Here is a 21,040-nt window from a genome sequence, read left to right on the forward strand (position 1 = left end):
GGTTTGTGTTGCTTCCTACAAATGCAATACATGCCGGGTTTTTTATTTGTGAAGAATAACAGCTAAAGGTGGGACAAAAAGATATGCAGCCTCTTCTTGGTGTTATCATGGGAAGCACATCTGACTGGGAAACGATGAAACATGCCTGCGGCATACTCGATGAACTGGGAATTCCGTTCGAAAAAAAGGTCGTTTCCGCACATCGGACGCCTGATTTAATGTTTGAATATGCCGAAACGGCGCGGGAAAGAGGCTTGAAAGTCATCATTGCCGGAGCGGGCGGAGCCGCTCACCTGCCGGGAATGGTCGCAGCCAAAACGACGCTGCCCGTCATCGGTGTGCCGGTTCAGTCAAAAGCGCTGAACGGCCTCGATTCGTTGCTTTCAATCGTGCAAATGCCGGGCGGTGTACCCGTTGCGACTGTTGCTATCGGCAAAGCGGGAGCGGTTAACGCCGGACTGCTTGCGGCGCAGATTTTGTCAGCTTTTGACGAAAAGCTTGCCGGAAGATTGGATGAACGAAGGGAAAGCATCAGACAAACCGTGTTGGAAAGCAGTGATCAGCTTGAATAAACAAACGATTTTTCCGGGAGCGACAATCGGCATTATCGGAGGCGGACAGCTTGGCAAAATGATGGCGGTCGCGGCCAAACAAATGGGCTATAAAATCGCTGTGGTTGACCCTGTTCCTTCATCACCGTGCGGCCAGGTCGCAGACCTTGAAATTACCGCTGCCTATAATGACAGGGAAGCGATACGAAAGCTTGCCGAAGCGAGCGACGTGATCACTTACGAATTCGAGAACATCGATTATGATGCGCTGAACTGGCTGAAAGAGCACGCTTTCCTTCCACAGGGGAGCGAGCTGTTGCTCCTTACGCAAAACAGGGAAACCGAGAAAAAAGCGATTGAATCAGCGGGCTGCAAAGTCGCCCCGTACCGAATCATTCACGATCGGACGGAACTGGAAGCGGCCGTCGCGGAGCTCGGTCTTCCGGCGGTGCTGAAAACTTGCCGCGGCGGGTATGACGGAAAAGGGCAGTACGTCCTGAAACAACAAGCACAAATCGGGGAAGCCGCAGCACTTTTACAGCACGGCACATGCATTTTGGAAAGCTGGGTTCCTTTCACAATGGAATTGTCCGTGATCGTGACGAGATCGGTTCACGGAGAGACAACCGTTTTTCCGGCGGCAGAGAACATTCATAAACAAAATATTTTATTCCAGAGTATCGTCCCGGCACGGGTCGATGAAGCGGTTCAGGAACAAGCGGCAGCACTTGCCCTCAAGCTTGCCGAAAAGCTTCAGCTTGTCGGAACGCTGGCCGTTGAGCTTTTCCTGAAAGAAGACGGCGGACTTCTCGTCAATGAGCTGGCGCCGCGGCCGCATAATTCCGGCCATTACACCCTTGATCTTTGCGAAACGAGCCAGTTTGAACAGCATATCCGTGCTGTCTGCGGACTGCCGCTCGGCAAAACGGACCTTCTGAAGGAAGGAATGATGGTAAACCTTCTCGGAGACGAAGTGTATATGGCTGAAGAAGATCCCGAACTATTAAAAGAAGCGAAGCTTTATATATACGGAAAGCATGAAGTCAAACCGGGCCGCAAAATGGGGCACATCACATTTTTAAGAAAACCCGACAATGAATGGATCGGGAAGATGACAGAAAAGTGGATTGAAAGAGATGGAGGACGAAAACAATGATCGAACGTTATTCAAGACCGGAAATGGCTGCGATTTGGACGGATGAAAACAGATTCCAAGCATGGCTGGAAGTTGAAATACTGGCTTGTGAAGCTTGGGCTGAGCTCGGCGTCATTCCGAAAGAAGATGTGAAGGTTTTGCGGGAAAAAGCGTCATTTGACATCAACCGCATCTTGGAAATCGAGCAGGACACGCGTCACGATGTCGTCGCATTTACCCGCGCCGTATCGGAAACGCTTGGCGAAGAGAAAAAATGGGTGCACTACGGACTGACATCAACAGATGTGGTCGATACCGCTCTTTCTTATCTATTAAAACAGGCGAACGATATTCTGCTCAAGGACATTGAGAGATTTGTTGACATCTTGAAAGAAAAAGCGAAGGAACATCAATATACGGTCATGATGGGACGCACACACGGCGTGCATGCAGAACCGACGACATTCGGCTTGAAGCTCGCCCTTTGGTATGAAGAAATGAAGCGCAACCTGGAACGCTTCAAGCAGGCGAAAGAAGGCATCGAAGTCGGCAAAATCTCAGGCGCCGTCGGAACGTATGCGAACATCGATCCATTCGTCGAGCAGTACGTATGTGAGAAGCTCGGCTTAAAACCGGCGCCGATTTCAACACAGACGCTGCAACGCGACCGCCACGCCGATTACATGGCTGCACTGGCGCTAGTTGCGACAAGCATCGAGAAATTCGCCGTTGAGATCCGCGGCCTCCAAAAAAGCGAAACCCGCGAAGTCGAAGAATTTTTCGCAAAAGGCCAAAAAGGTTCATCTGCTATGCCGCATAAGCGCAATCCGATCGGTTCGGAAAACATGACGGGAATGGCGCGCGTCATCCGCGGCTACATGCTGACCGCCTATGAAAATGTACCGCTTTGGCATGAACGCGACATTTCGCATTCATCAGCAGAGCGCATCATCCTGCCTGATGCGACGATCGCGCTGAACTACATGCTGAACCGCTTCGGCAACATTGTGAAAAATTTGACAGTGTTCCCTGAAAACATGAAGCGCAACATGGACCGCACACTCGGATTGATCTACTCTCAGCGCGTCCTTCTCGCACTCATTGACACCGGCATGGCGCGCGAAGAAGCGTATGACACCGTTCAGCCGAAAGCGATGGAAGCATGGGAGAAACAAGTACCGTTCCGCCAGCTTGTCGAGGCTGAGGAAAAAATAACGTCCCGGCTGTCTCCGGAACAAATTAACGACTGCTTTGATTACAATTACCACTTGAAAAACGTCGACTACATTTTTGAACGTTTAGGCTTAGCGTAGAATCGACCGCCCGCTTTGACAGGCGGGGGTCTAAAAGATGAAATATTTCCAACATTCGGGTTAGGAGGACTTCTGTGAATATTGTGAAAAATGAACTTTTATATGAAGGAAAAGCGAAAAAGATATACCTGACGGATGATGACAACACGTTGTTTGTCGAATACAAAGACTCGGCGACGGCTTTTAACGGAGAAAAAAAAGCCGAGATTGACGGAAAAGGCCGTTTAAATAACGAAATTTCCAGCCTGATTTTCACAAGGCTTCACGAGAAGGGAATCAACAACCACTTTGTTGAACGAATTTCTGAAACGGAGCAGCTCATTAAAAAAGTGACGATCATCCCGCTTGAAGTCGTTGTCCGCAATGTCGTTGCCGGAAGCATGTCCAAAAGGCTCGGCATTCCGGAAGGCACGGAGCTGGGGCAGCCGATTATCGAGTTTTACTACAAGGATGACGCGCTCGGCGATCCGCTGATCACAGAAGACCATATCCGGATTTTAAACGCGGCTGAGCCTGAACAGGTGGAGAAAATCAAATCGATTACGAGACAGGTAAATGATGAGCTGCAGACGATTTTCGCGGCTTGCGGTGTCAGATTGATAGATTTCAAGCTTGAGTTTGGACTCGATAAAGACGGCGAGGTCCTGCTGGCCGATGAGATTTCCCCGGATACGTGCCGGCTGTGGGATAAAGAAACGAATGAAAAGCTTGATAAAGATGTGTTCAGAAGAAACCTGGGCGGATTGACGGATGCATACGAAGAAATATTTAAAAGACTTGGAGGCATGTAATATGTACAAAGTGAAAGTGTATGTCAGCTTAAAAGAGAGTGTTTTAGATCCTCAGGGGAGCGCCGTTCAGCATGCTTTGCACAGCATGTCCTACAAAGAAGTTCAGGACGTCCGCATCGGCAAATACATGGAGCTCACCATCGAAAAATCGGACCGCGACCTTGACGTTCTCGTCAAAGAAATGTGCGAAAAACTTTTGGCCAACACGGTGATTGAAGATTACAGATACGAAGTCGAGGAGGTTGTCGCACAGTGAAATTTGCGGTGATTGTGCTGCCGGGCTCAAACTGCGATATCGATATGTTCCACGCGATCAAGGATGAGCTTGGCGAAGAAGCAGAATACGTCTGGCATACAGAAACAAGTCTTGATGAATATGACGGCGTCCTCATTCCGGGAGGATTCTCATACGGTGATTATTTAAGATGCGGCGCGATCGCCCGCTTCGCAAACATTATGCCGGCTGTCAAAAAAGCGGCTCAAGAAGGAAAGCCGGTGCTCGGCGTCTGCAACGGCTTTCAAATTTTGCAGGAGCTCGGTCTTTTGCCGGGCGCGATGAGACGCAACAAAGATTTGAAATTTATCTGCCGTCCGGTTGAACTGGTCGTCCAAAACAATGAAACGATTTTTACATCTTCCTACGGCCAAGGCGAATCTATTACGATTCCGGTCGCTCACGGCGAAGGAAACTTCTACTGTGATGAAGAAACGCTTGCCGGATTACAAGAAAACAACCAAATCGCTTTCACATACGGAACGGATATCAACGGAAGCGTCGCCGATATTGCAGGCGTCGTCAATGAAAAAGGCAATGTATTAGGCATGATGCCTCACCCTGAACGCGCAGTCGATTCTCTGCTCGGAAGCGCCGACGGTCTTAAACTGTTTCAATCTATCGTGAAAAATTGGAGGGAAACTCATGTCGCTACTGCTTGAACCAAGTCAAGAACAAATTAAGGAAGAGAAACTCTATCAGCAAATGGGTGTCAGCGATGACGAGTTTGCCATGATTGAATCGATTCTCGGAAGACTTCCAAACTATACGGAAATCGGGATTTTTTCGGTCATGTGGTCAGAGCACTGCAGCTACAAAAATTCCAAGCCGATCCTGAAAAAGTTCCCGACAAAAGGCGAACGCGTCCTGCAGGGGCCGGGGGAAGGCGCTGGAATCGTCGATATCGGCGACAATCAGGCGGTTGTCTTCAAAATCGAATCGCATAACCATCCGTCAGCGATTGAGCCGTACCAGGGAGCTGCAACGGGTGTGGGCGGCATCATCCGCGACGTCTTTTCAATGGGCGCGCGTCCCATCGCTGTTTTGAACTCTCTCCGGTTTGGCGAACTCACTTCACCGCGTGTGAAGTACTTGTTTGAAGAAGTAGTCGCGGGCATTGCCGGATACGGAAACTGCATCGGCATTCCGACCGTTGGCGGGGAAGTTCAGTTTGACAGCTGCTATGAAGGCAATCCGCTTGTCAACGCGATGTGTGTCGGTTTAATCAACCATGAAGATATTAAAAAAGGGCAGGCGAAAGGCGTCGGCAATACGGTCATGTACGTCGGCGCGAAAACGGGGCGCGACGGTATCCACGGCGCCACGTTCGCCTCAGAAGAAATGTCTGACCAATCAGAAGAAAAGCGCTCGGCTGTGCAAGTCGGCGATCCGTTCATGGAGAAGCTGCTTCTTGAAGCGTGTCTGGAAGTCATCAAATCAGACGCCTTGGTCGGTATTCAGGACATGGGGGCGGCAGGACTGACAAGTTCAAGCGCGGAAATGGCGTCCAAAGCCGGATCGGGCATCGAGATGAACCTTGACTTGATTCCGCAGCGGGAAACAGGGATGACGCCGTATGAAATGATGCTTTCCGAATCCCAGGAGCGCATGCTTTTAGTCATCGAACGCGGCCGCGAACAGGAAATCATCGATATTTTTGACAAGTATGATCTTGAAGCTGTGGCTGTCGGTCATGTGACAGACGACAAGATGCTGCGCCTTTTCCACAACGGGGAAATGGTTGCCGATCTTCCGGTTGATGCGCTTGCAGAGGAAGCGCCGGTTTACCATAAGCCGTCAAAAGTTCCGGCTTATTATAAAGAATTCCTTGAAACAGACGTCCCTGCGCCAAAAGTCGAAAATGCGAAAGAAACGCTTCTCGAGCTCCTAAAGCAGCCGACCATTGCGAGCAAAGAATGGGTTTATGACCAATATGACTACATGGTCAGGACGAACACGGTTGTCGCACCGGGCTCTGATGCAGCCGTCCTGCGGATTCGCGGCACGAAAAAGGCGCTCGCCATGACAACGGACTGTAATGCCCGCTACTTGTACCTCGATCCGGAAAAAGGCGGGAAAATCGCTGTCGCGGAAGCGGCCCGCAATATCGTCTGCTCCGGAGCGGAACCGCTTGCCGTTACGGATAACCTCAACTTTGGAAATCCGGAAAAGCCGGAGATTTTCTGGCAGATCGAAAAAGCGGCAGACGGGATCAGCGAGGCGTGCAACGTGCTCAGCACACCGGTCATCGGCGGAAACGTCTCTCTTTACAACGAATCAAACGGAAGCGCGATTTACCCGACACCTGTCATCGGAATGGTCGGACTGATCGAAGATACGGACCATATTACGACTCAGCATTTTAAAGCAGCGGGCGATTTGATTTATGTCATCGGCGAAACATTCCCTGAGTTCGCCGGAAGCGAGCTGCAAAAACTGTCCGAAGGAAAGATTTACGGCAAAGCGCCTGCCATTGACTTGGAAGTCGAACAAGCGCGTCAAAAAGCGCTTCTGAAAGCGATCCGCACCGGACTCGTTCAGTCCGCGCATGACGTCTCAGAAGGCGGCATCGGCGTGGCACTGGCGGAAAGCGTCATATCTTCTCAAGGACTCGGCGCCAATGTGACGCTTGCAGGCGAACCTGCATTGTTATTCAGTGAAACACAATCACGGTTTATCGTCTCTGTGAAAAAAGAGCATCAAGAAGCGTTCGAAAAGCTTGTCAAAGACGCCGAGCTCATCGGTGAAGTAACGTCAGACAGCACGCTGGCTGTTCAAAGCCAAGAAGGACAACAATGGATTCATGCGCAGACAGAAGAGCTCGAAAGCGCATGGAAAGGAGCTATCCCATGCTTGCTGAAATCAAAGGCTTAAATGAAGAATGCGGCGTATTTGGGATTTGGGGGCATGAAGAAGCATCGCAAATTACGTACTACGGCCTTCACAGCCTTCAGCACAGAGGCCAGGAGGGCGCCGGCATCGTCGCGACAGACGGCGAAAAAATGTCCGCCCACAAAGGCCAGGGGCTGATTACCGAAGTTTTTCAAAACGGCGAGCTCAAAAAGGTGAAAGGAAAGGGAGCGATCGGCCATGTCCGTTATGCAACGGCGGGCGGCGGCGGCTTCGAAAACGTCCAGCCGTTCCTTTTCCATTCGCAAAACAACGGCAGCCTTGCGCTTGCGCACAACGGAAACTTAGTAAACGCCACTCAGCTGAAACAGCAGCTTGAAAACCAGGGCAGCATTTTTCAAACGTCTTCTGATACGGAAGTGCTCGCCCACTTAATTAAAAGAAGCGGCCACTTCGAGTTGAAAGATCAGATCAAAAACGCTCTTTCCATGCTGAAAGGCGCTTATGCTTTCCTGATCATGACGGAAAAGGAAATGATCGTGGCGCTTGATCCGAACGGACTCAGACCGCTGTCTGTCGCAATGCTCGGCGACGCGTACGTCGTCGCTTCTGAAACGTGTGCGTTTGATGTGGTCGGCGCGACATATTTGCGAGATGTAGAGCCGGGCGAGATGCTGATCATCAATGATGAAGGCATGAAGTCAGAGCGGTTCTCCATCAACATCAACCGCTCGATCTGCAGCATGGAGTACATTTATTTCTCAAGACCTGACAGCAATATTAACGGCATTAACGTTCACAGCGCGAGAAAGAATCTCGGCAAAAAGCTTGCTGAAGAATCAGGCATTGAAGCAGATGTGGTGACAGGGGTTCCGGATTCAAGCATTTCAGCGGCGATCGGCTATGCCGAAGCGACGGGAATTCCTTACGAACTCGGACTGATCAAAAACCGCTATGTCGGCAGAACGTTCATTCAGCCGTCACAGTCGCTCAGAGAGCAGGGCGTGAGAATGAAGCTGTCAGCCGTCCGCGGGGTCGTTGAAGGCAAGCGCGTCGTCATGGTGGACGATTCTATCGTGAGAGGGACGACGAGCCGCAGGATTGTGACGATGCTGCGCGAAGCCGGAGCGACGGAAGTGCACGTCAGAATCAGTTCCCCGCCTATTGCCCATCCGTGCTTTTACGGAATTGACACATCAACGCATGAAGAACTGATCGCGTCCTCCCATTCAGTGGAAGAAATCCGTCAGGAAATCGGCGCCGATACATTGTCATTCTTGAGCATTGATGGACTCCTTTCCGGTATCGGAAGACAATATGAAGACGAAAACTGCGGGCAGTGCATGGCCTGCTTTACAGGAAAATACCCGACCGAGATTTATCAGGATACGGTTCTTCCTCACGTGAAAGAAGCCGTTTTGACAAAATAAACCGGCCGGCGCTCTTGAAGCGCCGCGCCTCCTGAAATGAATAAAGGGCAGCAGAAGCGATGCGGCTGCTCTTTTGAATTTGAATATTACGAATGGACAAGCGCGGAATAAGGAGTGGATTGTGTTGTCTGAAAGCTATAAAAACGCCGGGGTTGATATTGAAGCCGGATATGAAGCCGTAAAACGAATGAAAAAACATGTGGAAAGAACGAAGCGAATTGGCGCAATGGGCGGTCTTGGCGGATTTGGCGGCATGTTTGACCTGTCAGAACTGCCGTACAAACAGCCGGTTCTGATTTCGGGAACGGACGGTGTCGGCACAAAGCTGAAGCTCGCTTTTGCGATGGACAAGCATGACACGATCGGCATCGATGCCGTCGCTATGTGTGTCAACGATGTGCTCGCTCAAGGAGCGGAGCCGCTGTTCTTTCTCGATTACCTTGCGGTCGGAAAAGCCGATCCCGTCAAAATTGAAGAGATTGTAAAAGGCGTCGCAGAAGGCTGTGTACAGTCAGGATCAGCGCTAGTCGGCGGAGAAACGGCGGAAATGCCGGGTCTTTATACAGAGGATGAATACGATATTGCCGGGTTCTCGGTCGGCGCCGCTGAAAAAGATGGCATCGTCACGGGCGAAAACATCGGCCAAGGGCACCTTTTAATCGGACTTTCTTCAAGCGGACTTCACAGCAACGGCTTCTCTCTCGTTCGGAAAGTTCTTCTTGAAGATGCCGGTCTGAACCTTGATGAGACGTATACACCTTTTGAACGGCCTCTTGGCGAAGAGCTTTTAGAGCCGACGAAAATTTATGTCAAGCCTGTCCTTGAAGCGGTGAAATCAGGCAAAATCGCCGGTATGGCGCACGTGACCGGCGGCGGTTTTATCGAAAACCTGCCGCGCATGATGCCCGATGGCCTCGGTGTTGAAATCGACATCGGATCATGGCCCGTCCCTCCTGTCTTTCCGTTCATTCAGGAGAAAGGCGGCCTGAAGTCCGAGGAAATGTTCAATGTTTTCAATATGGGAATCGGGTTTGTCCTTGCTGTGAAAGAAGAGGATATGACAGACGTGATTCAAACGCTCGAAAACAACGGTGAAAAAGCCTATCTCATCGGCAGAGTGAAAGCCGGAAGCGGCGTTGAGTTTGGCGGTGCCGGTCTTTCATGAGAAAATTCGCGGTATTTGCATCAGGAAGCGGAACGAATTTTGAAGCGATCGCAAGAAGAATGAGGGAAGAGAACTGGGATGCCGAAATCGTCCTTGTCGTCTCTGACAAGCCCGATGCGAAAGTGCTTGAAAGAGCGGAAAAAGCCGGAATTCCGTCGTTCGCATTCCAGCCGAAATCGTTCGAAAATAAAGCGGCTTTTGAACAGGTGATCGTTGAACAGCTCCGCCTCCACGGAGCAGAGTGGATTGTCCTGGCGGGGTATATGAGACTGATCGGCGATACGCTTCTGTCGGCTTACCGGAATAAAATCATCAACATCCATCCGTCGCTCCTGCCGGCGTTTCCCGGCATCGACGCGATCGGACAAGCGTACAGAGCGGGCGTGAAAGTGGCGGGCATCACGGTTCACTATGTTGACGAAGGCATGGACACCGGTCCGATTATCGCCCAGCGCGCCGTTGAGCTTGAAAAAAGCGAAACACTCGCGTCTCTTGAAGAAAAGATCCACAAATTGGAGCATGAGCTTTATCCTGAAGTAATCAAAGAGCTTCTTGAACTAAATGGCAGAGGTGAAAAGAAATGACGATCAAACGCGCATTAATCAGCGTATCTGATAAAATGAACATTGTCCCTTTTGTAAAAGAATTGACAGAGCTTGGAGTTGAAGTGATTTCAACAGGCGGCACAAGCAAACTTCTTCAGGAAAACGGCGTTGACGTCATCGGCATTTCTGAAGTGACGGGCTTTCCCGAAATCATGGACGGCCGTCTGAAAACCCTTCATCCGAATATTCACGGAGGGCTTCTTGCCGTGCGCGGCAACGAAAAACACATGGCGCAGCTCAATGAACAGGGAATCCGGCCGATCGACCTTGTCGTTGTTAATTTATATCCGTTTAAAGAAACGATTTCTAAAGAAGACGTCACATTCGAAGAAGCGATTGAGAATATCGACATCGGCGGTCCAGGCATGCTTCGCGCAGCAGCGAAAAACCATCAGGACGTGGCGGTCATCGTCGATCCCCGTGACTACAGCCCTGTACTGAACGATTTGAAAGAAAACGGCAGCGTCTCTCTTGAGAAAAAACGCGAGCTGGCAGCGAAGGTGTTCCGCCACACGGCAGCATATGACGCGTTGATCGCTGACTATTTAACAAACGTAACCGGTGAAAAAGAGCCTGAACAGTTCACCGTCACTTTTGAGAAAAAGCAATCGCTCCGCTACGGCGAAAATCCGCATCAGGAAGCAGTCTTTTATCAAAGCGCGCTCCCTGTAAAAGGGTCAATCGCTTCAGCTGAACAGCTGCATGGAAAAGAGCTTTCCTACAACAACATTAAAGACGCGGATGCAGCACTTCAAATCGTCCGCGAGTTCACGGAGCCGGCTGCGGTTGCCGTCAAGCATATGAACCCTTGCGGTGTCGGGACGGGCAATACGATCGAAGAGGCGTTTAACAAAGCATACGCCGCTGACGAAACGTCGATTTTCGGCGGCATCATTGCCTTGAACCGCGAAGTGGATAAAGCGACGGCTGAAACGCTTCACAATATCTTTTTGGAAATCATTATCGCGCCATCATTCAGCCAAGAAGCGCTTGATATTTTAACATCCAAGAAAAACCTTCGCCTCTTGACCCTTGATGTCAATCAGCCTGTGAAAAACGAAAAGCAGCTGACATCTGTTCAAGGCGGGCTTTTGATTCAGGATCTGGATATGCACGGCTTTGACGACGCCGACATTACAATTCCGACGAAAAGGGAGCCGACCGAACAGGAATGGGCTGACTTGAAGCTCGCTTGGAAAGTTGTGAAGCATGTCAAATCGAATGCAATTGTCCTGGCAAAAGACGATATGACGATCGGCGTCGGCGCCGGACAAATGAACCGCGTGGGCTCCGCGAAAATCGCAATTGAGCAGGCCGGCGGGAAAGCGAAAGGAAGCGCGCTCGGATCAGATGCGTTCTTCCCGATGCCTGATACGGTCGAAGAAGCGGCTAAAGCCGGTGTGACGGCGATCATTCAGCCGGGCGGCTCTGTTCGTGATGAAGATTCGATTCAAAAAGCGGATGAATACGGGATCGCGATGGTGTTCACCGGAATCCGCCATTTCAAACATTAAGGGAGTGACCAGCGTGAACGTATTGATTATCGGCAGAGGCGGCAGGGAGCACACGCTCGCCTGGAAAGCGGCGCAAAGCCCTCTTGTCGGCACTGTATATGCGGCGCCCGGCAATGACGGAATGGCCGGGACCGCCGTACTCGTTGATCTTGACGAAGGCAATCACGAAGGGCTTCTCGCTTTCGCAAAGGAAAACAATATCGGACTGACGATTGTCGGTCCTGAGGTTCCTTTAATCGAAGGGCTTGTTGATGCATTTGAAGAAGCGGGCCTTCCGGTGTTCGGTCCGTCGAAAAAAGCAGCGGTGATTGAAGGAAGCAAGCAGTTTGCCAAAGATCTGATGAAAAAATATCAGATACCGACAGCGGAATACGAAACGTTTACATCTTTTGAAAAAGCAAAGGCGTATGTTGAGGAAAAAGGCGCTCCGATCGTCATCAAAGCCGACGGGCTTGCCGCCGGAAAAGGCGTCACAGTCGCGATGACAGCCGAAGAAGCGGTTCAGTGTCTGCATGACTTTTTAGAAGATGAAAAGTTCGGCGATGCAAGCGCCTCTGTCGTGATCGAGGAATTTTTGAGCGGTGAAGAATTTTCGCTGATGGCTTTTGTCAAAGGTGAAAAAGTGTATCCGATGGTGATCGCGCAAGATCACAAGCGGGCATTTGACGGAGACAATGGCCCGAATACAGGGGGAATGGGCGCATATTCCCCGGTGCCGCAGATTTCGGATGCGGTCGTTGAAGACGCCGTTAAAACGGTTTTGGAGCCGGCGGCCGAAGCGATGGTTAAAGAAGGCCGTTCGTTTACGGGAGTCTTGTATGCCGGCCTCATGCTGACCGAAAAAGGAACAAAAGTGATCGAATTCAACGCGAGATTCGGAGATCCGGAAACCCAGGTCGTATTGCCGCGTCTTGAATCAGACCTTGTTCAAGTCTTGCTTGACCTTCTCGCGGACAAAGAAGTGGAACTGAAATGGAAGGATACGGCGGCAGTCACCGTTGTTCTTGCATCTGACGGCTATCCGGAAAGCTATGAAAAAGGCGCGCCGATCGGCACGCTTGAGCCTGACTTGGAGCAGACTGTCGTCTTTCACGCAGGCACGAAAAAAAGCGGCGATCAGTTTGTGACGAACGGCGGCCGCGTCGCTAATGTCACGGCGTTTGCCGAGACGTTTGAAGCGGCGAGGGAAGCTGCCTATCAAGCGGTGGAACGAGTAAGAAAACCGGGGCTGTTTTACCGGACGGATATCGGCGCGCGTGCGCTCAAGGGCGCAAAGAAATAACCGGTGAAGAGACAGAGCGGGAGCACCCGTTTTGTCTCTTTTTTTGCCGTCAATTTTTTTGGATCATTTTGATCAACGATTCAGCCATCAATTCGGGCGGATAAGGCATGCCGTTTTCAAGCCACCATGCGGCTGTGCCCGCAAAGGCGGAAATCACAAATCGCCGCTCGATATCAAGAGGCACTGAACGGTTAGTATCAGCAGCTGCTGTTTTTTTGATTCCCGTCAAAAAGCTGTCATTCCAAAAATCATTGAGCAGCTCCTTAATGTTCAGCTCATATCTTCTGTTGATGATAATCGCAAAATCAGCGCAGTTCTGTTGTAAATGCTGATAAAAACGCAGCACATACCAGTACGCTTCAGGCTTTTCCCCGCTGCAATCTATATCAAGCGGCGAAAAAATATCCTCTTTCATCGCTTCAAACATGTCTCTCAAATTTTGATGAAGCAAATCGTATTTATCTTGATAATGCTGATAAAATGTCGTTCGATTCAAATTTGCCCGTTGCGTAATATCCTGTACAGAGATTTTTCCCCATTCTTTTTCAGCAAGAAGTTCAAACAAGGCTTTTTTTAAATTTGTTTTCGATTTTGTGATCCGCTTGTCTCCGCGGTAGCTGTCAGCCACTTCAGCCGCCCCCTCAAACACTTTTTCGACACTTCTTTTCCACTTGTTGGTTGAATGATCCGGTGGAATCTTTTAATTTTAAACTAACATATTGCACTTCATGAATCAGCTGACAAGAACCGAAGGAGTGAAGCGAATGAGTCAAACAAAACAGCAGAACCCCATTCAGAAAGCGCTGCTTAACGGAAAAAACAGACAAGACCCGTACGATCCGTTTCCATGGTATGAAAAAATGCGCACCGAATCACCGATTCACTATGATGAAGACAGCAAAGCGTGGAGCGTGTTCCGCTATGACGATGTCAAAAGAGTGATCAGCGACAAAGATTTTTTTTCAAATCAATTCCATCAGCTTGGAGCTAGCAATACCTTTGCGAAAACGTTGATTAGCATGGATCCGCCGAAACACACGAGAATCAGATCGATCGTCAACAAGGCTTTTACTCCGCGCGTTATGAAAGAGTGGGAGCCGCGCATTCGCGAACTGACGAATGAACTGCTCGCTCAAATCCGCGGCAAGGAAGAGATCGACCTTGTACAGGATTTTTCATATCCGTTGCCCGTCATCGTCATTTCGGAATTGCTCGGCGTTCCTTCAATGTACAAGCATCATTTTAAAGAATGGTCCGACGTGTTGGTCAGCCTGCCGAAGAGCGATCGGCAAGAAGACGTGAACGAGTGGAAAAACATCAGGGATCAAGGCGAAGAAGAGCTGACCGCGTTTTTTGAAAAGATGATCGAAGAGAAAAGACAAAACCTCGGCAATGACTTGATTTCGCTCTTGATCAAAGCTGAACAAGAAGGGGACAAGCTTTCCCCTGATGAATTGGTTCCGTTTTGCAACCTGCTCTTGCTGGCGGGGAATGAAACGACGACGAATTTGATTTCAAATGCGGTCTACAGCATTCTCGAAACACCGGGTGCGTATGACGAGCTCGCCAGGCATCCTGAACTGATTCCGCAGGCTGTCGAGGAAGCCGTCCGTTTCCGGGCGCCCGCGCCGATGATCGTGCGCTTCGTTAAACAGGATACCGAGATCAGAGGAGTGAGTTTGAAAAAAGGAGAAGGTGTCGTCGCTTTCCTTGCTTCTGCCAACCGTGATGAAGCGAAATTTGAGAGGGCGCACGAATTTGATATTCACCGTCATCCGAACCCGCATATCGGATTTGGCCACGGCATCCATTTCTGCTTAGGCGCTCCGCTCGCGAGGCTGGAAGCGGCGATAGCCCTTGAGGCGCTTCTGAAGCAGTATTCCTCGATGGAAAAGCTTGCGATCGCGCCGATGGCCGACAGCAGCATGTACGGCTTGAAACAATTCCATCTGCGGGTGAAGTGAGCGGGGAAAACGGCGCCATACTAATTTTAAAAGCGCCTGAAGTGGTGCTTTTTTGTTGTTGGTGGAAAAATCGACTAACCTTTAGTACCATTTTATTAAGACAGTGATAGGGAAGGAGAAAGCATATGAGTCATGTAACCTGCAAAAGGTGTAAAAAACAAATATCAAAAGACGAGACATTTTATTACATAGACAAGCCCGTCGGATTATCAGGAATCACCCATGTCAAAAGGTTTCTGGAGAGCAACGGCTTGATTTTATGTGAAGATTGTATAAGAGAGCATTTGCAAAAATGACCTCATTCAATATAAAAAAAGCCCCTATAAAAGATGACGAAATCCTAAAACTTTAAACCGTTTTAGGATTTCGTCAACAATCTGCCACTTTCATTCCCAAGAAGGTGTTTTTTTACGGACAGGGCATTTCTTTCATAAGCCGGCCAGCAGGAATTTGACTGGATAAGCCTTGTGCCTTAAAATGAAAGTAATAAAAATGAATACTCCAAAGGGGAGTAGCTGTCACAGTAAAGTCGTCATTACGGGATGTCCTAGATCCTCGGCTTTGCTGGCAATCTAATTGTTAGCGAGACCTTTGCCAAATCTGATTTGGTGAAGGTCTTTTTGTTTATCCACTTCACCAAATCGGTGGAGTTTTTTCATTTTTATCAAAAGGGAAAGGAGACTGACCGTGTCTAAGCTCGGGAAATGGCTGAAGCGTGAATTGGTGAAGAAAGGTCTGCCTTTGGCAAAAGAAAAATTAATTCCGATTTTGAAAGAAAAAATGAAAAAGAAACGATAAGGAGGCAAACAATGAAAAGAATTCTTATAGTTCTTGCCGGAATGGGCCTTTTAGGTGCAGGCGGATGCGGAATGCTTGATCAGGTGAATGACGGATTGAACTATACAAATGAAGCGGCCGGCTATATCCAAGAAGTGAAGACATTTGCGGAGGAGGCGCCTTCCTTGGCTGAACAGGCTGTAAACGACACGGGTGCAAAAGAAAAGCTGGAAACTCAGCTTGAGTCTATCCAGCAGGCTGCAGCCGATTTTAATGAATTAACCCCTCCCGATGCCGCAGCCGAGATTCATAACACCATCGAGAAGCATAATGAAACACTGCAAAAAAGCGCTGAGGATGTTTTGAAAAGTGTTGAGGAAGGAAAATTAACAGTCGAGAAGCTGGAGCAGTCAGAATTGGTGCAAAGCGCTCAGCAGATCAGCGATGTGATGGGCCAGATTGAAAAATTGACCGAATAGAAAAAAGCATCCCGGTTTGGGATGCTTTCAGCTTGTCGACAAAGCATAAAAAGTGGCTTCATCGACAAGCTTTTTTTAAAAAAATGTGAGTGGAATCTAGTTTTGGAGGTTTTACTATGTTGTCCAAGCACTCAAAAGATCAGCGTGAACAGCTTGAAGTCGTTGCCTTAAGTGAACTTGTCCTTGAAGATGATCTGGTCAGGAAGATGGAAGAAGTTCATGGATTTTTCATTTATTTATGAAAAAGTTGCCCCTCTTTATTCTTCAAAAGGACGTCCAAGCATTGATCCTGTTGTATTGATCAAAATGGTTCTGCTTCAATACGTGCTTGGGCATCGCTCCATGCGCGAAACCATCGAACGGGTTTTTTGCAGATTTAAAACACAAGCATGGCCTGCGCTGGACAACCCTGTGGAGAAAGAAAAAATTGTCCATGCAGGCGATGCTTGTTTTCGCTGAGATGAATGGACATGGAAAGGCCCTAACCGCCGTCCTTTTTATCGAAAAAACAAAATAAACTGGACAAAAAATAGGTAGGACCTTAGAAATCCGACCTATTTTGTCAACGGTCTGAAATCACTTATAAAAGGTGCTTTTTACGATTGTTCGCCAGCCTCTCCCTGCTGCTTCATATACGTTTGGCAAACATACGTCATGGGACAAAATCGCAAGATGCCGGAAGCGGCCTTCATCGCCCCCATAAACATGCAGAAAAGCGTCATTCTGCACCACGGTTTTCTCGTAAACTTTGCCGCTGCCGCCGACAGGATCGTCAGTCCGCAGGCAATGCGAAAAACGGCGTCAAACAGTCCGATGTTTTGCTTCATACTTCATTCCTCCTATTTAAATAATTAAATAAAGTGTTTTTTCGAAAAATTGTAACGGATTGGTAATGCGTGACGATAGTAAATGTGTTAACATAGGATCATTACATGTAAAGGAGAGTATGTGAATGTCCGAACGCACCTTAATTTGGAAAAACAAACACATCAGATCGCAAGTTGATGTTGTAAGTTCAAGGCTGCAGCCAACGCTCCTTTTACGAAATGCCTCTGTACTGAACCCGTATGTAAAGCAATGGATTCTGGCAAACGTATGGATTCATCATGACAGAATCGTTTACGTCGGCCGTGACTTGCCGAAGACGGCTGTTAAAACTACAATAGATTGTGAAGGAAAATACATTGTACCCGGGTATATTGAGCCGCATGTCCATCCTTTTCAAATTTATAATCCCCAAACTTTGGCTGAATATGTGTCACAGTTTGGAACGACGACATTCGTAAATGACAACTTGTTTCTGCTTTTGCATTGCGGAAAAAAGAAAGCGTTTTCTATATTGGAAGAACTGAAAAAACAGCCTGTCCACTACTATTGGTGGTCAAGGTATGACTTGCAGACTGAAGTGTTGAATGAAGATCAAATTTTATCGATCGATTACCGAAAACGTTGGGGAGAACACCCGGACGTCATCCAGGGAGGAGAAATGACAGGCTGGCCGCGCCTTTTGGACGGCGATGATCTGCTCCTTCATTGCATGCAGTGCACGAAAAGAAGGAGAAAGCGGATCGAGGGCCATTTTCCGGGGGCATCGGAAAAAACGCTGACGAAGATGAAGCTTTTCGGCGCTGATGCAGATCATGAAGCCATGACTGGAAAGGAAGTGCTGAAGCGGCTTGAACTTGGATACCACGTCGGCTTGAGGCAGTCTTCCATCCGCCCTGATTTGCGAAAGATTTTGCGCGAGCTGCACGAAGAAGGCTTTCACCATTATGACCATATGTTTTATACAACGGACGGTGCAACGCCGAACTTTTATAAAGAAGGCATGACAAACAAGCTGATTGAAATTGCCATCGAAGAGGGTGTGCCGCTGATCGACGCCTATAATATGGCTTCGTTTAATATCGCTAAGTATTACCATATGGAGGACATCCTCGGTGTTGTGGCACCGGGCAGATACGCGACGCTCAACATTTTGAATAGCCCTGATGAACCGAATCCGGAGACAGTTTTGGCAAAAGGTCGGCTGATCAAATCAGGCGGTACAAACATGAATGCGTTTTCAGTTCCTGATTGGCAAAAAGGGGGTCTTGTCCCTCTGAACCTTTCATATGATCTAACGATGGATGACTTGCAGTTTTCCATGCCGCTCGGCTTAAAAATGAGGAATTCCGTCATTATGGAGCCTTATACGATTGAAATTGACAACTCTGTCAATCAGCTTTCATTTGATCATGATGAAAGCTATCTCTCGCTGTTCGACAAATATGGAAAATGGCGTGTCAATACGATGCTGAAAGGCTTTGCAACCCGCGTCCAAGGGTTCGTCAGCTCCTATTCGACAACGGGAGATATCATCATGGTCGGCAAAAACAAGGAAGACATGCTTTTGGCCTTTAAGCGGATGAAAGAAATCGGGGGAGGTATCGTATTAGCGGAAAACGGAAAAATCCTGCACGAAATTCCTCTTCATTTAAGCGGCGGCGCATCAAATGAGACGTATGAAAAGGTGCTTGAAAGGGAAAAGGCGTTAAAAGAGCTTTTGTTTGAAAGAGGCTATACGTTTGACGACCCGATCTACACCCTGCTCTTTTTGCAAAGCACTCATCTGCCTTATATCAGGGTGACGCCGAAAGGGATCTTTGATGTGATGAAAAAAACTGTACTCTTTCCATCGATAATGCGTTAAAATATAAAAGAGCGGGAGCTAATCTATGGTGAATCGATATGTAAGAGTACTGCTATGTTTTGCTTCTCTTTTACTGCTTGCATCGTGCCAGTCGCAGGAACAGCAGGAAAAGGAAAAGAACATTCATCCGCTGACAGGATTGAAGGCGGACGGAGATATTCGGCAGCGGCCCATTGCCGTTGTGGTGAACAATCATTCAAAAGCACGGCCGCAGTCGGGATTAAGCAAGGCTGACATTGTCATTGAAGCTCTCAGTGAAGGACCGATCACACGATTGTTGGCGATCTATCAAAGCGACATGCCTGAAGCGGTTGGCCCAGTCCGCAGCGCTCGGGAGTATTTCATTGATTTGGCTCTCGGTTTTGACAGCCTCTTGGTGCATCACGGCTGGAGTCCAGGTGCAAAAAGCCGCTTGTTGAACGGCGACGCCGATCATATCAATGGAATGGATTACGACGGCAGCCTGTTTTGGAGGGCCGATTTTCGGGAAGCGCCGCATAATTCGTACACGTCATATAAAAATGTAAAGCAAGCAGCAGATGACAAAGGATATGCCATCGAAACCCGCACAGAACCGCTCACTTTTAAAGCAAGCCCTGACAAACCTTCGGATGCGCTTTATTCTATACGGTTAGATTACGGAACAAAATCCGTTACAAACCGTGTCGAATATGGTTATGATAAAAAGGTTGAAGGCTATGTGAGAAAGTCAGACGGTGTTTTGACAACAGACCTTGAAACAGAAGAACCGGTTGTTCTTCAAAACATTCTAATAGCGGAAGCCGAACATCATATGAAAGATGCGTACGGGAGAAGGGATATTGACCTTCGTTCAGGCGGAAAAGGGCTCCTTTTGCAAAACGGGGAAGTCCATCGGATCAGCTGGAAGAACGAAAACGGCCGGATTATACCGAAGACGGACGGCAAGACCGTTCCGCTTGTGCCGGGAAAAACGTGGATCAATATCGTTCCCGATCTCAGCAAGGTTTCTATTAGCAAAGGAGAAGGTGTGTAAAGATGCAGATCGATAAATTGCGCGGGAGAGAGCTGGACCAGCTTTTTCAATCCATACTATCACTAAAAGATCTCGAAGAATGCTATCGTTTTTTCGATGATTTATGCACAATAAATGAAATTCAGTCATTGGCTCAGCGGCTCGAAGTAGCCAGAATGCTGCGCGACGGCAACACGTATCACAAAATTGAGACGGAAACCGGAGCGAGCACCGCGACCATTTCCAGGGTGAAGCGCTGCCTGAACTACGGAAATGACGCTTACATCATGACGCTGGACCGCGTCAAAGCAAATCAATCTGAATCATCTTCATGATGTCATGAAACCGCCTGGCTCAGGGCACTGAGCACCGGCGGTTTTTTTGTGCCTTCTGCCCGTTTATCGTTATTCGTTATCCGTTTTTCGAATGGGGCTGAATTTGTTATAATATTTAAATGGTAAGAACGAATGGAGGAGCTTTTTTCATGTACGATGTTACCGAGTGGAAGCACGTCTTTAAACTCGATCCGAATAAAGATATTACGGATGATCAGCTTGAACAGCTGTGCGAATCCGGAACAGACGCGGTTTTGATCGGCGGAAGCGACCATGTCACAGAAGATGACGTCCTTCGGCTGATGTCAAAGGTACGCCGCTTTTTAGTGCCGTGCGTCCTGGAAGTGTCGACGATTGACGCGATCGTCCCGGGGTTTGACCTCTATTTTATTCCGACTGTGCTCAACAGCAGGGATACCGACTGGATTGCCGGCTTACATAAAAAGGCGATGAAAGAATACGGCGAACTGATGTCGCCTGATGAGATTGTTGTTGAAGGATACTGTATTTTGAATCAGGACTGCAAGGCAGCCGCTTTGACAAACGCAGATACCGAGCTTGACATTGAGGATGTTAAAGCATACGCCCGCGTGGCTGAACATCTTTTCCGCCTTCCGGTCTTTTATCTTGAATACAGCGGCATGCTGGGTGATTCGGAGACCGTTAAGGAAACAAAAGCGGTGCTTCAGGAAACGACGCTGTTTTACGGCGGCGGAATCAAAGATGCGGAGACGGCGGTTAAAATGGCTGAACACGCCGATGTGATCGTCGTCGGAAATGCGATTTATGAGAACTTCGAAGAAGCGCTGAAAACGGTACAGGCCGTAAAAGGATGAACACAACGAACCGGATTGGTTTATAATAGAACATATGTTTGAATAGGCGGTGA

The 21,040-nt window shown here is 48.7% G+C and carries 20 protein-coding genes and 2 pseudogenes; 20 read left to right on the forward strand and 2 right to left on the reverse strand.

Annotation, left to right across the window (positions count from 1 at the left end; all coding sequences use genetic code 11):
• Positions 1-83: 83 nt before the first annotated feature.
• From purE to purD, 12 genes are all read left to right on the forward strand, one after another.
• A complete protein-coding gene (gene purE / locus QMZ64_RS13310; protein WP_243944141.1) occupies positions 84-572 on the forward strand; it encodes a 5-(carboxyamino)imidazole ribonucleotide mutase in 489 nt (162 codons plus the stop codon).
• Positions 565-1,707 carry a 5-(carboxyamino)imidazole ribonucleotide synthase gene (gene purK, locus QMZ64_RS13315; RefSeq protein ID WP_301441353.1) on the forward strand — a complete coding sequence of 381 codons (1,143 nt, stop codon included), beginning with the start codon at positions 565-567 and terminating at the stop codon, positions 1,705-1,707. The genes purE and purK overlap by 8 nt, the downstream gene beginning before the upstream one ends.
• Positions 1,704-2,999 (forward strand): adenylosuccinate lyase, encoded by a 1,296-nt coding sequence (gene purB / locus QMZ64_RS13320; RefSeq protein WP_243944138.1) that lies wholly within the window; start codon positions 1,704-1,706, stop codon positions 2,997-2,999. The genes purK and purB overlap by 4 nt, the downstream gene beginning before the upstream one ends.
• A gap of 74 nt (positions 3,000-3,073) precedes the next feature.
• Positions 3,074-3,790, forward strand: a complete 717-nt coding sequence (gene purC / locus QMZ64_RS13325) for a phosphoribosylaminoimidazolesuccinocarboxamide synthase (protein WP_265627657.1) — start codon at positions 3,074-3,076, stop codon at positions 3,788-3,790.
• A 1-nt stretch (position 3,791) separates the two neighbouring features.
• A complete protein-coding gene (gene purS / locus QMZ64_RS13330; protein ID WP_003179532.1) occupies positions 3,792-4,046 on the forward strand; it encodes a phosphoribosylformylglycinamidine synthase subunit PurS in 255 nt (84 codons plus the stop codon).
• Complete coding sequence (purQ, locus tag QMZ64_RS13335) at positions 4,043-4,726, forward strand: phosphoribosylformylglycinamidine synthase subunit PurQ (RefSeq protein WP_301441354.1); 684 nt, start codon at positions 4,043-4,045, stop codon at positions 4,724-4,726. Before purS ends, purQ begins: the two co-directional genes overlap by 4 nt.
• Positions 4,710-6,938: a phosphoribosylformylglycinamidine synthase subunit PurL gene (gene purL, locus QMZ64_RS13340; protein ID WP_301441355.1), complete on the forward strand. Its 2,229-nt coding sequence runs from the start codon at positions 4,710-4,712 to the stop codon at positions 6,936-6,938. Before purQ ends, purL begins: the two co-directional genes overlap by 17 nt.
• Positions 6,914-8,344: an amidophosphoribosyltransferase gene (gene purF, locus QMZ64_RS13345; RefSeq protein WP_243944130.1), complete on the forward strand. Its 1,431-nt coding sequence runs from the start codon at positions 6,914-6,916 to the stop codon at positions 8,342-8,344. Before purL ends, purF begins: the two co-directional genes overlap by 25 nt.
• A 124-nt stretch (positions 8,345-8,468) precedes the next feature.
• Positions 8,469-9,509, forward strand: coding sequence for a phosphoribosylformylglycinamidine cyclo-ligase (purM, locus tag QMZ64_RS13350; protein ID WP_301441356.1), 1,041 nt, complete (start codon positions 8,469-8,471; stop codon positions 9,507-9,509).
• Positions 9,506-10,093, forward strand: a complete 588-nt coding sequence (purN, locus tag QMZ64_RS13355; protein ID WP_243944128.1) for a phosphoribosylglycinamide formyltransferase — start codon at positions 9,506-9,508, stop codon at positions 10,091-10,093. The genes purM and purN overlap by 4 nt, the downstream gene beginning before the upstream one ends.
• Positions 10,090-11,628 (forward strand): bifunctional phosphoribosylaminoimidazolecarboxamide formyltransferase/IMP cyclohydrolase, encoded by a 1,539-nt coding sequence (gene purH / locus QMZ64_RS13360; RefSeq protein ID WP_301441357.1) that lies wholly within the window; start codon positions 10,090-10,092, stop codon positions 11,626-11,628. Before purN ends, purH begins: the two co-directional genes overlap by 4 nt.
• A gap of 13 nt (positions 11,629-11,641) precedes the next feature.
• Positions 11,642-12,910, forward strand: a complete 1,269-nt coding sequence (gene purD / locus QMZ64_RS13365) for a phosphoribosylamine--glycine ligase (protein ID WP_301441358.1) — start codon at positions 11,642-11,644, stop codon at positions 12,908-12,910.
• Between the two features lie 49 nt (positions 12,911-12,959).
• Here purD and QMZ64_RS13370 read toward each other — a convergent pair whose 3' ends face one another.
• The gene (locus QMZ64_RS13370; protein WP_301441359.1) at positions 12,960-13,538 is read right to left on the reverse strand and encodes a TetR/AcrR family transcriptional regulator; all 579 of its coding nucleotides are present in this window, start codon (positions 13,536-13,538) and stop codon (positions 12,960-12,962) included.
• 136 nt (positions 13,539-13,674) lie between these two features.
• Between QMZ64_RS13370 and QMZ64_RS13375 the strand changes: the two genes are divergently transcribed.
• The 4 genes and pseudogenes from QMZ64_RS13375 to QMZ64_RS23325 all read left to right on the forward strand — a co-directional run.
• On the forward strand, positions 13,675-14,874 hold the full coding sequence (locus QMZ64_RS13375) for a cytochrome P450 (protein ID WP_301441360.1): 1,200 nt from the start codon (positions 13,675-13,677) through the stop codon (positions 14,872-14,874).
• A gap of 809 nt (positions 14,875-15,683) precedes the next feature.
• Positions 15,684-16,130, forward strand: a complete 447-nt coding sequence (locus tag QMZ64_RS13380) for a DUF6376 family protein (protein WP_020450446.1) — start codon at positions 15,684-15,686, stop codon at positions 16,128-16,130.
• Positions 16,131-16,246: 116 nt separating this feature from the next.
• A pseudogene (locus QMZ64_RS13385) lies at positions 16,247-16,496 on the forward strand (transposase); the annotation flags it as partial.
• Positions 16,476-16,596: pseudogene (locus QMZ64_RS23325) on the forward strand (transposase); the annotation flags it as partial. The pseudogenes QMZ64_RS13385 and QMZ64_RS23325, both read left to right, overlap by 21 nt.
• Before the next feature lie 130 nt (positions 16,597-16,726).
• On the opposite strand, the gene QMZ64_RS13390 reads toward QMZ64_RS23325, so the two are convergent.
• The gene (locus tag QMZ64_RS13390) at positions 16,727-16,957 is read right to left on the reverse strand and encodes a YgaP family membrane protein (RefSeq protein ID WP_020450448.1); all 231 of its coding nucleotides are present in this window, start codon (positions 16,955-16,957) and stop codon (positions 16,727-16,729) included.
• Positions 16,958-17,082: 125 nt separating this feature from the next.
• Between QMZ64_RS13390 and QMZ64_RS13395 the strand changes: the two genes are divergently transcribed.
• From QMZ64_RS13395 to pcrB, 4 genes are all read left to right on the forward strand, one after another.
• A complete protein-coding gene (locus QMZ64_RS13395) occupies positions 17,083-18,822 on the forward strand; it encodes an adenine deaminase C-terminal domain-containing protein (protein WP_301441361.1) in 1,740 nt (579 codons plus the stop codon).
• A gap of 28 nt (positions 18,823-18,850) precedes the next feature.
• Positions 18,851-19,837, forward strand: a complete 987-nt coding sequence (locus QMZ64_RS13400) for a DUF3048 domain-containing protein (protein WP_243944117.1) — start codon at positions 18,851-18,853, stop codon at positions 19,835-19,837.
• Between the two features lie 2 nt (positions 19,838-19,839).
• Positions 19,840-20,151: a YerC/YecD family TrpR-related protein gene (locus QMZ64_RS13405; RefSeq protein ID WP_075755310.1), complete on the forward strand. Its 312-nt coding sequence runs from the start codon at positions 19,840-19,842 to the stop codon at positions 20,149-20,151.
• A 149-nt stretch (positions 20,152-20,300) separates the two neighbouring features.
• On the forward strand, positions 20,301-20,987 hold the full coding sequence (gene pcrB / locus QMZ64_RS13410) for a heptaprenylglyceryl phosphate synthase (RefSeq protein ID WP_265627650.1): 687 nt from the start codon (positions 20,301-20,303) through the stop codon (positions 20,985-20,987).
• The last annotated feature ends 53 nt before the right edge of the window (positions 20,988-21,040 follow it).

Origin of the sequence: Bacillus sp. LB7 (assembly GCF_030449715.1) — a bacterium.
GTDB classification, from domain to species: Bacteria; Bacillota; Bacilli; order Bacillales; family Bacillaceae; genus Bacillus; species Bacillus paralicheniformis.

Bases quoted from the DNA above. Each gene is read 5' to 3' on its own strand.
- purE (WP_243944141.1), top strand. From the start codon at position 84: ATGCAGCCTCTTCTTGGTGTTATCATGGGAAGCACATCTGACTGGGAA.
- purB (WP_243944138.1), top strand. From the start codon at position 1,704: ATGATCGAACGTTATTCAAGACCGGAAATGGCTGCGATTTGGACGGAT.
- purS (WP_003179532.1), top strand. From the start codon at position 3,792: ATGTACAAAGTGAAAGTGTATGTCAGCTTAAAAGAGAGTGTTTTAGAT.
- purL (WP_301441355.1), top strand. From the start codon at position 4,710: ATGTCGCTACTGCTTGAACCAAGTCAAGAACAAATTAAGGAAGAGAAA.
- purF (WP_243944130.1), top strand. From the start codon at position 6,914: ATGCTTGCTGAAATCAAAGGCTTAAATGAAGAATGCGGCGTATTTGGG.
- purN (WP_243944128.1), top strand. From the start codon at position 9,506: ATGAGAAAATTCGCGGTATTTGCATCAGGAAGCGGAACGAATTTTGAA.
- purH (WP_301441357.1), top strand. From the start codon at position 10,090: ATGACGATCAAACGCGCATTAATCAGCGTATCTGATAAAATGAACATT.
- QMZ64_RS13375 (WP_301441360.1), top strand. From the start codon at position 13,675: ATGAGTCAAACAAAACAGCAGAACCCCATTCAGAAAGCGCTGCTTAAC.
- QMZ64_RS13380 (WP_020450446.1), top strand. From the start codon at position 15,684: ATGAAAAGAATTCTTATAGTTCTTGCCGGAATGGGCCTTTTAGGTGCA.
- QMZ64_RS13390 (WP_020450448.1), bottom strand. From the start codon at position 16,957: ATGAAGCAAAACATCGGACTGTTTGACGCCGTTTTTCGCATTGCCTGC.
- QMZ64_RS13395 (WP_301441361.1), top strand. From the start codon at position 17,083: ATGTCCGAACGCACCTTAATTTGGAAAAACAAACACATCAGATCGCAA.
- QMZ64_RS13405 (WP_075755310.1), top strand. From the start codon at position 19,840: ATGCAGATCGATAAATTGCGCGGGAGAGAGCTGGACCAGCTTTTTCAA.
- pcrB (WP_265627650.1), top strand. From the start codon at position 20,301: ATGTACGATGTTACCGAGTGGAAGCACGTCTTTAAACTCGATCCGAAT.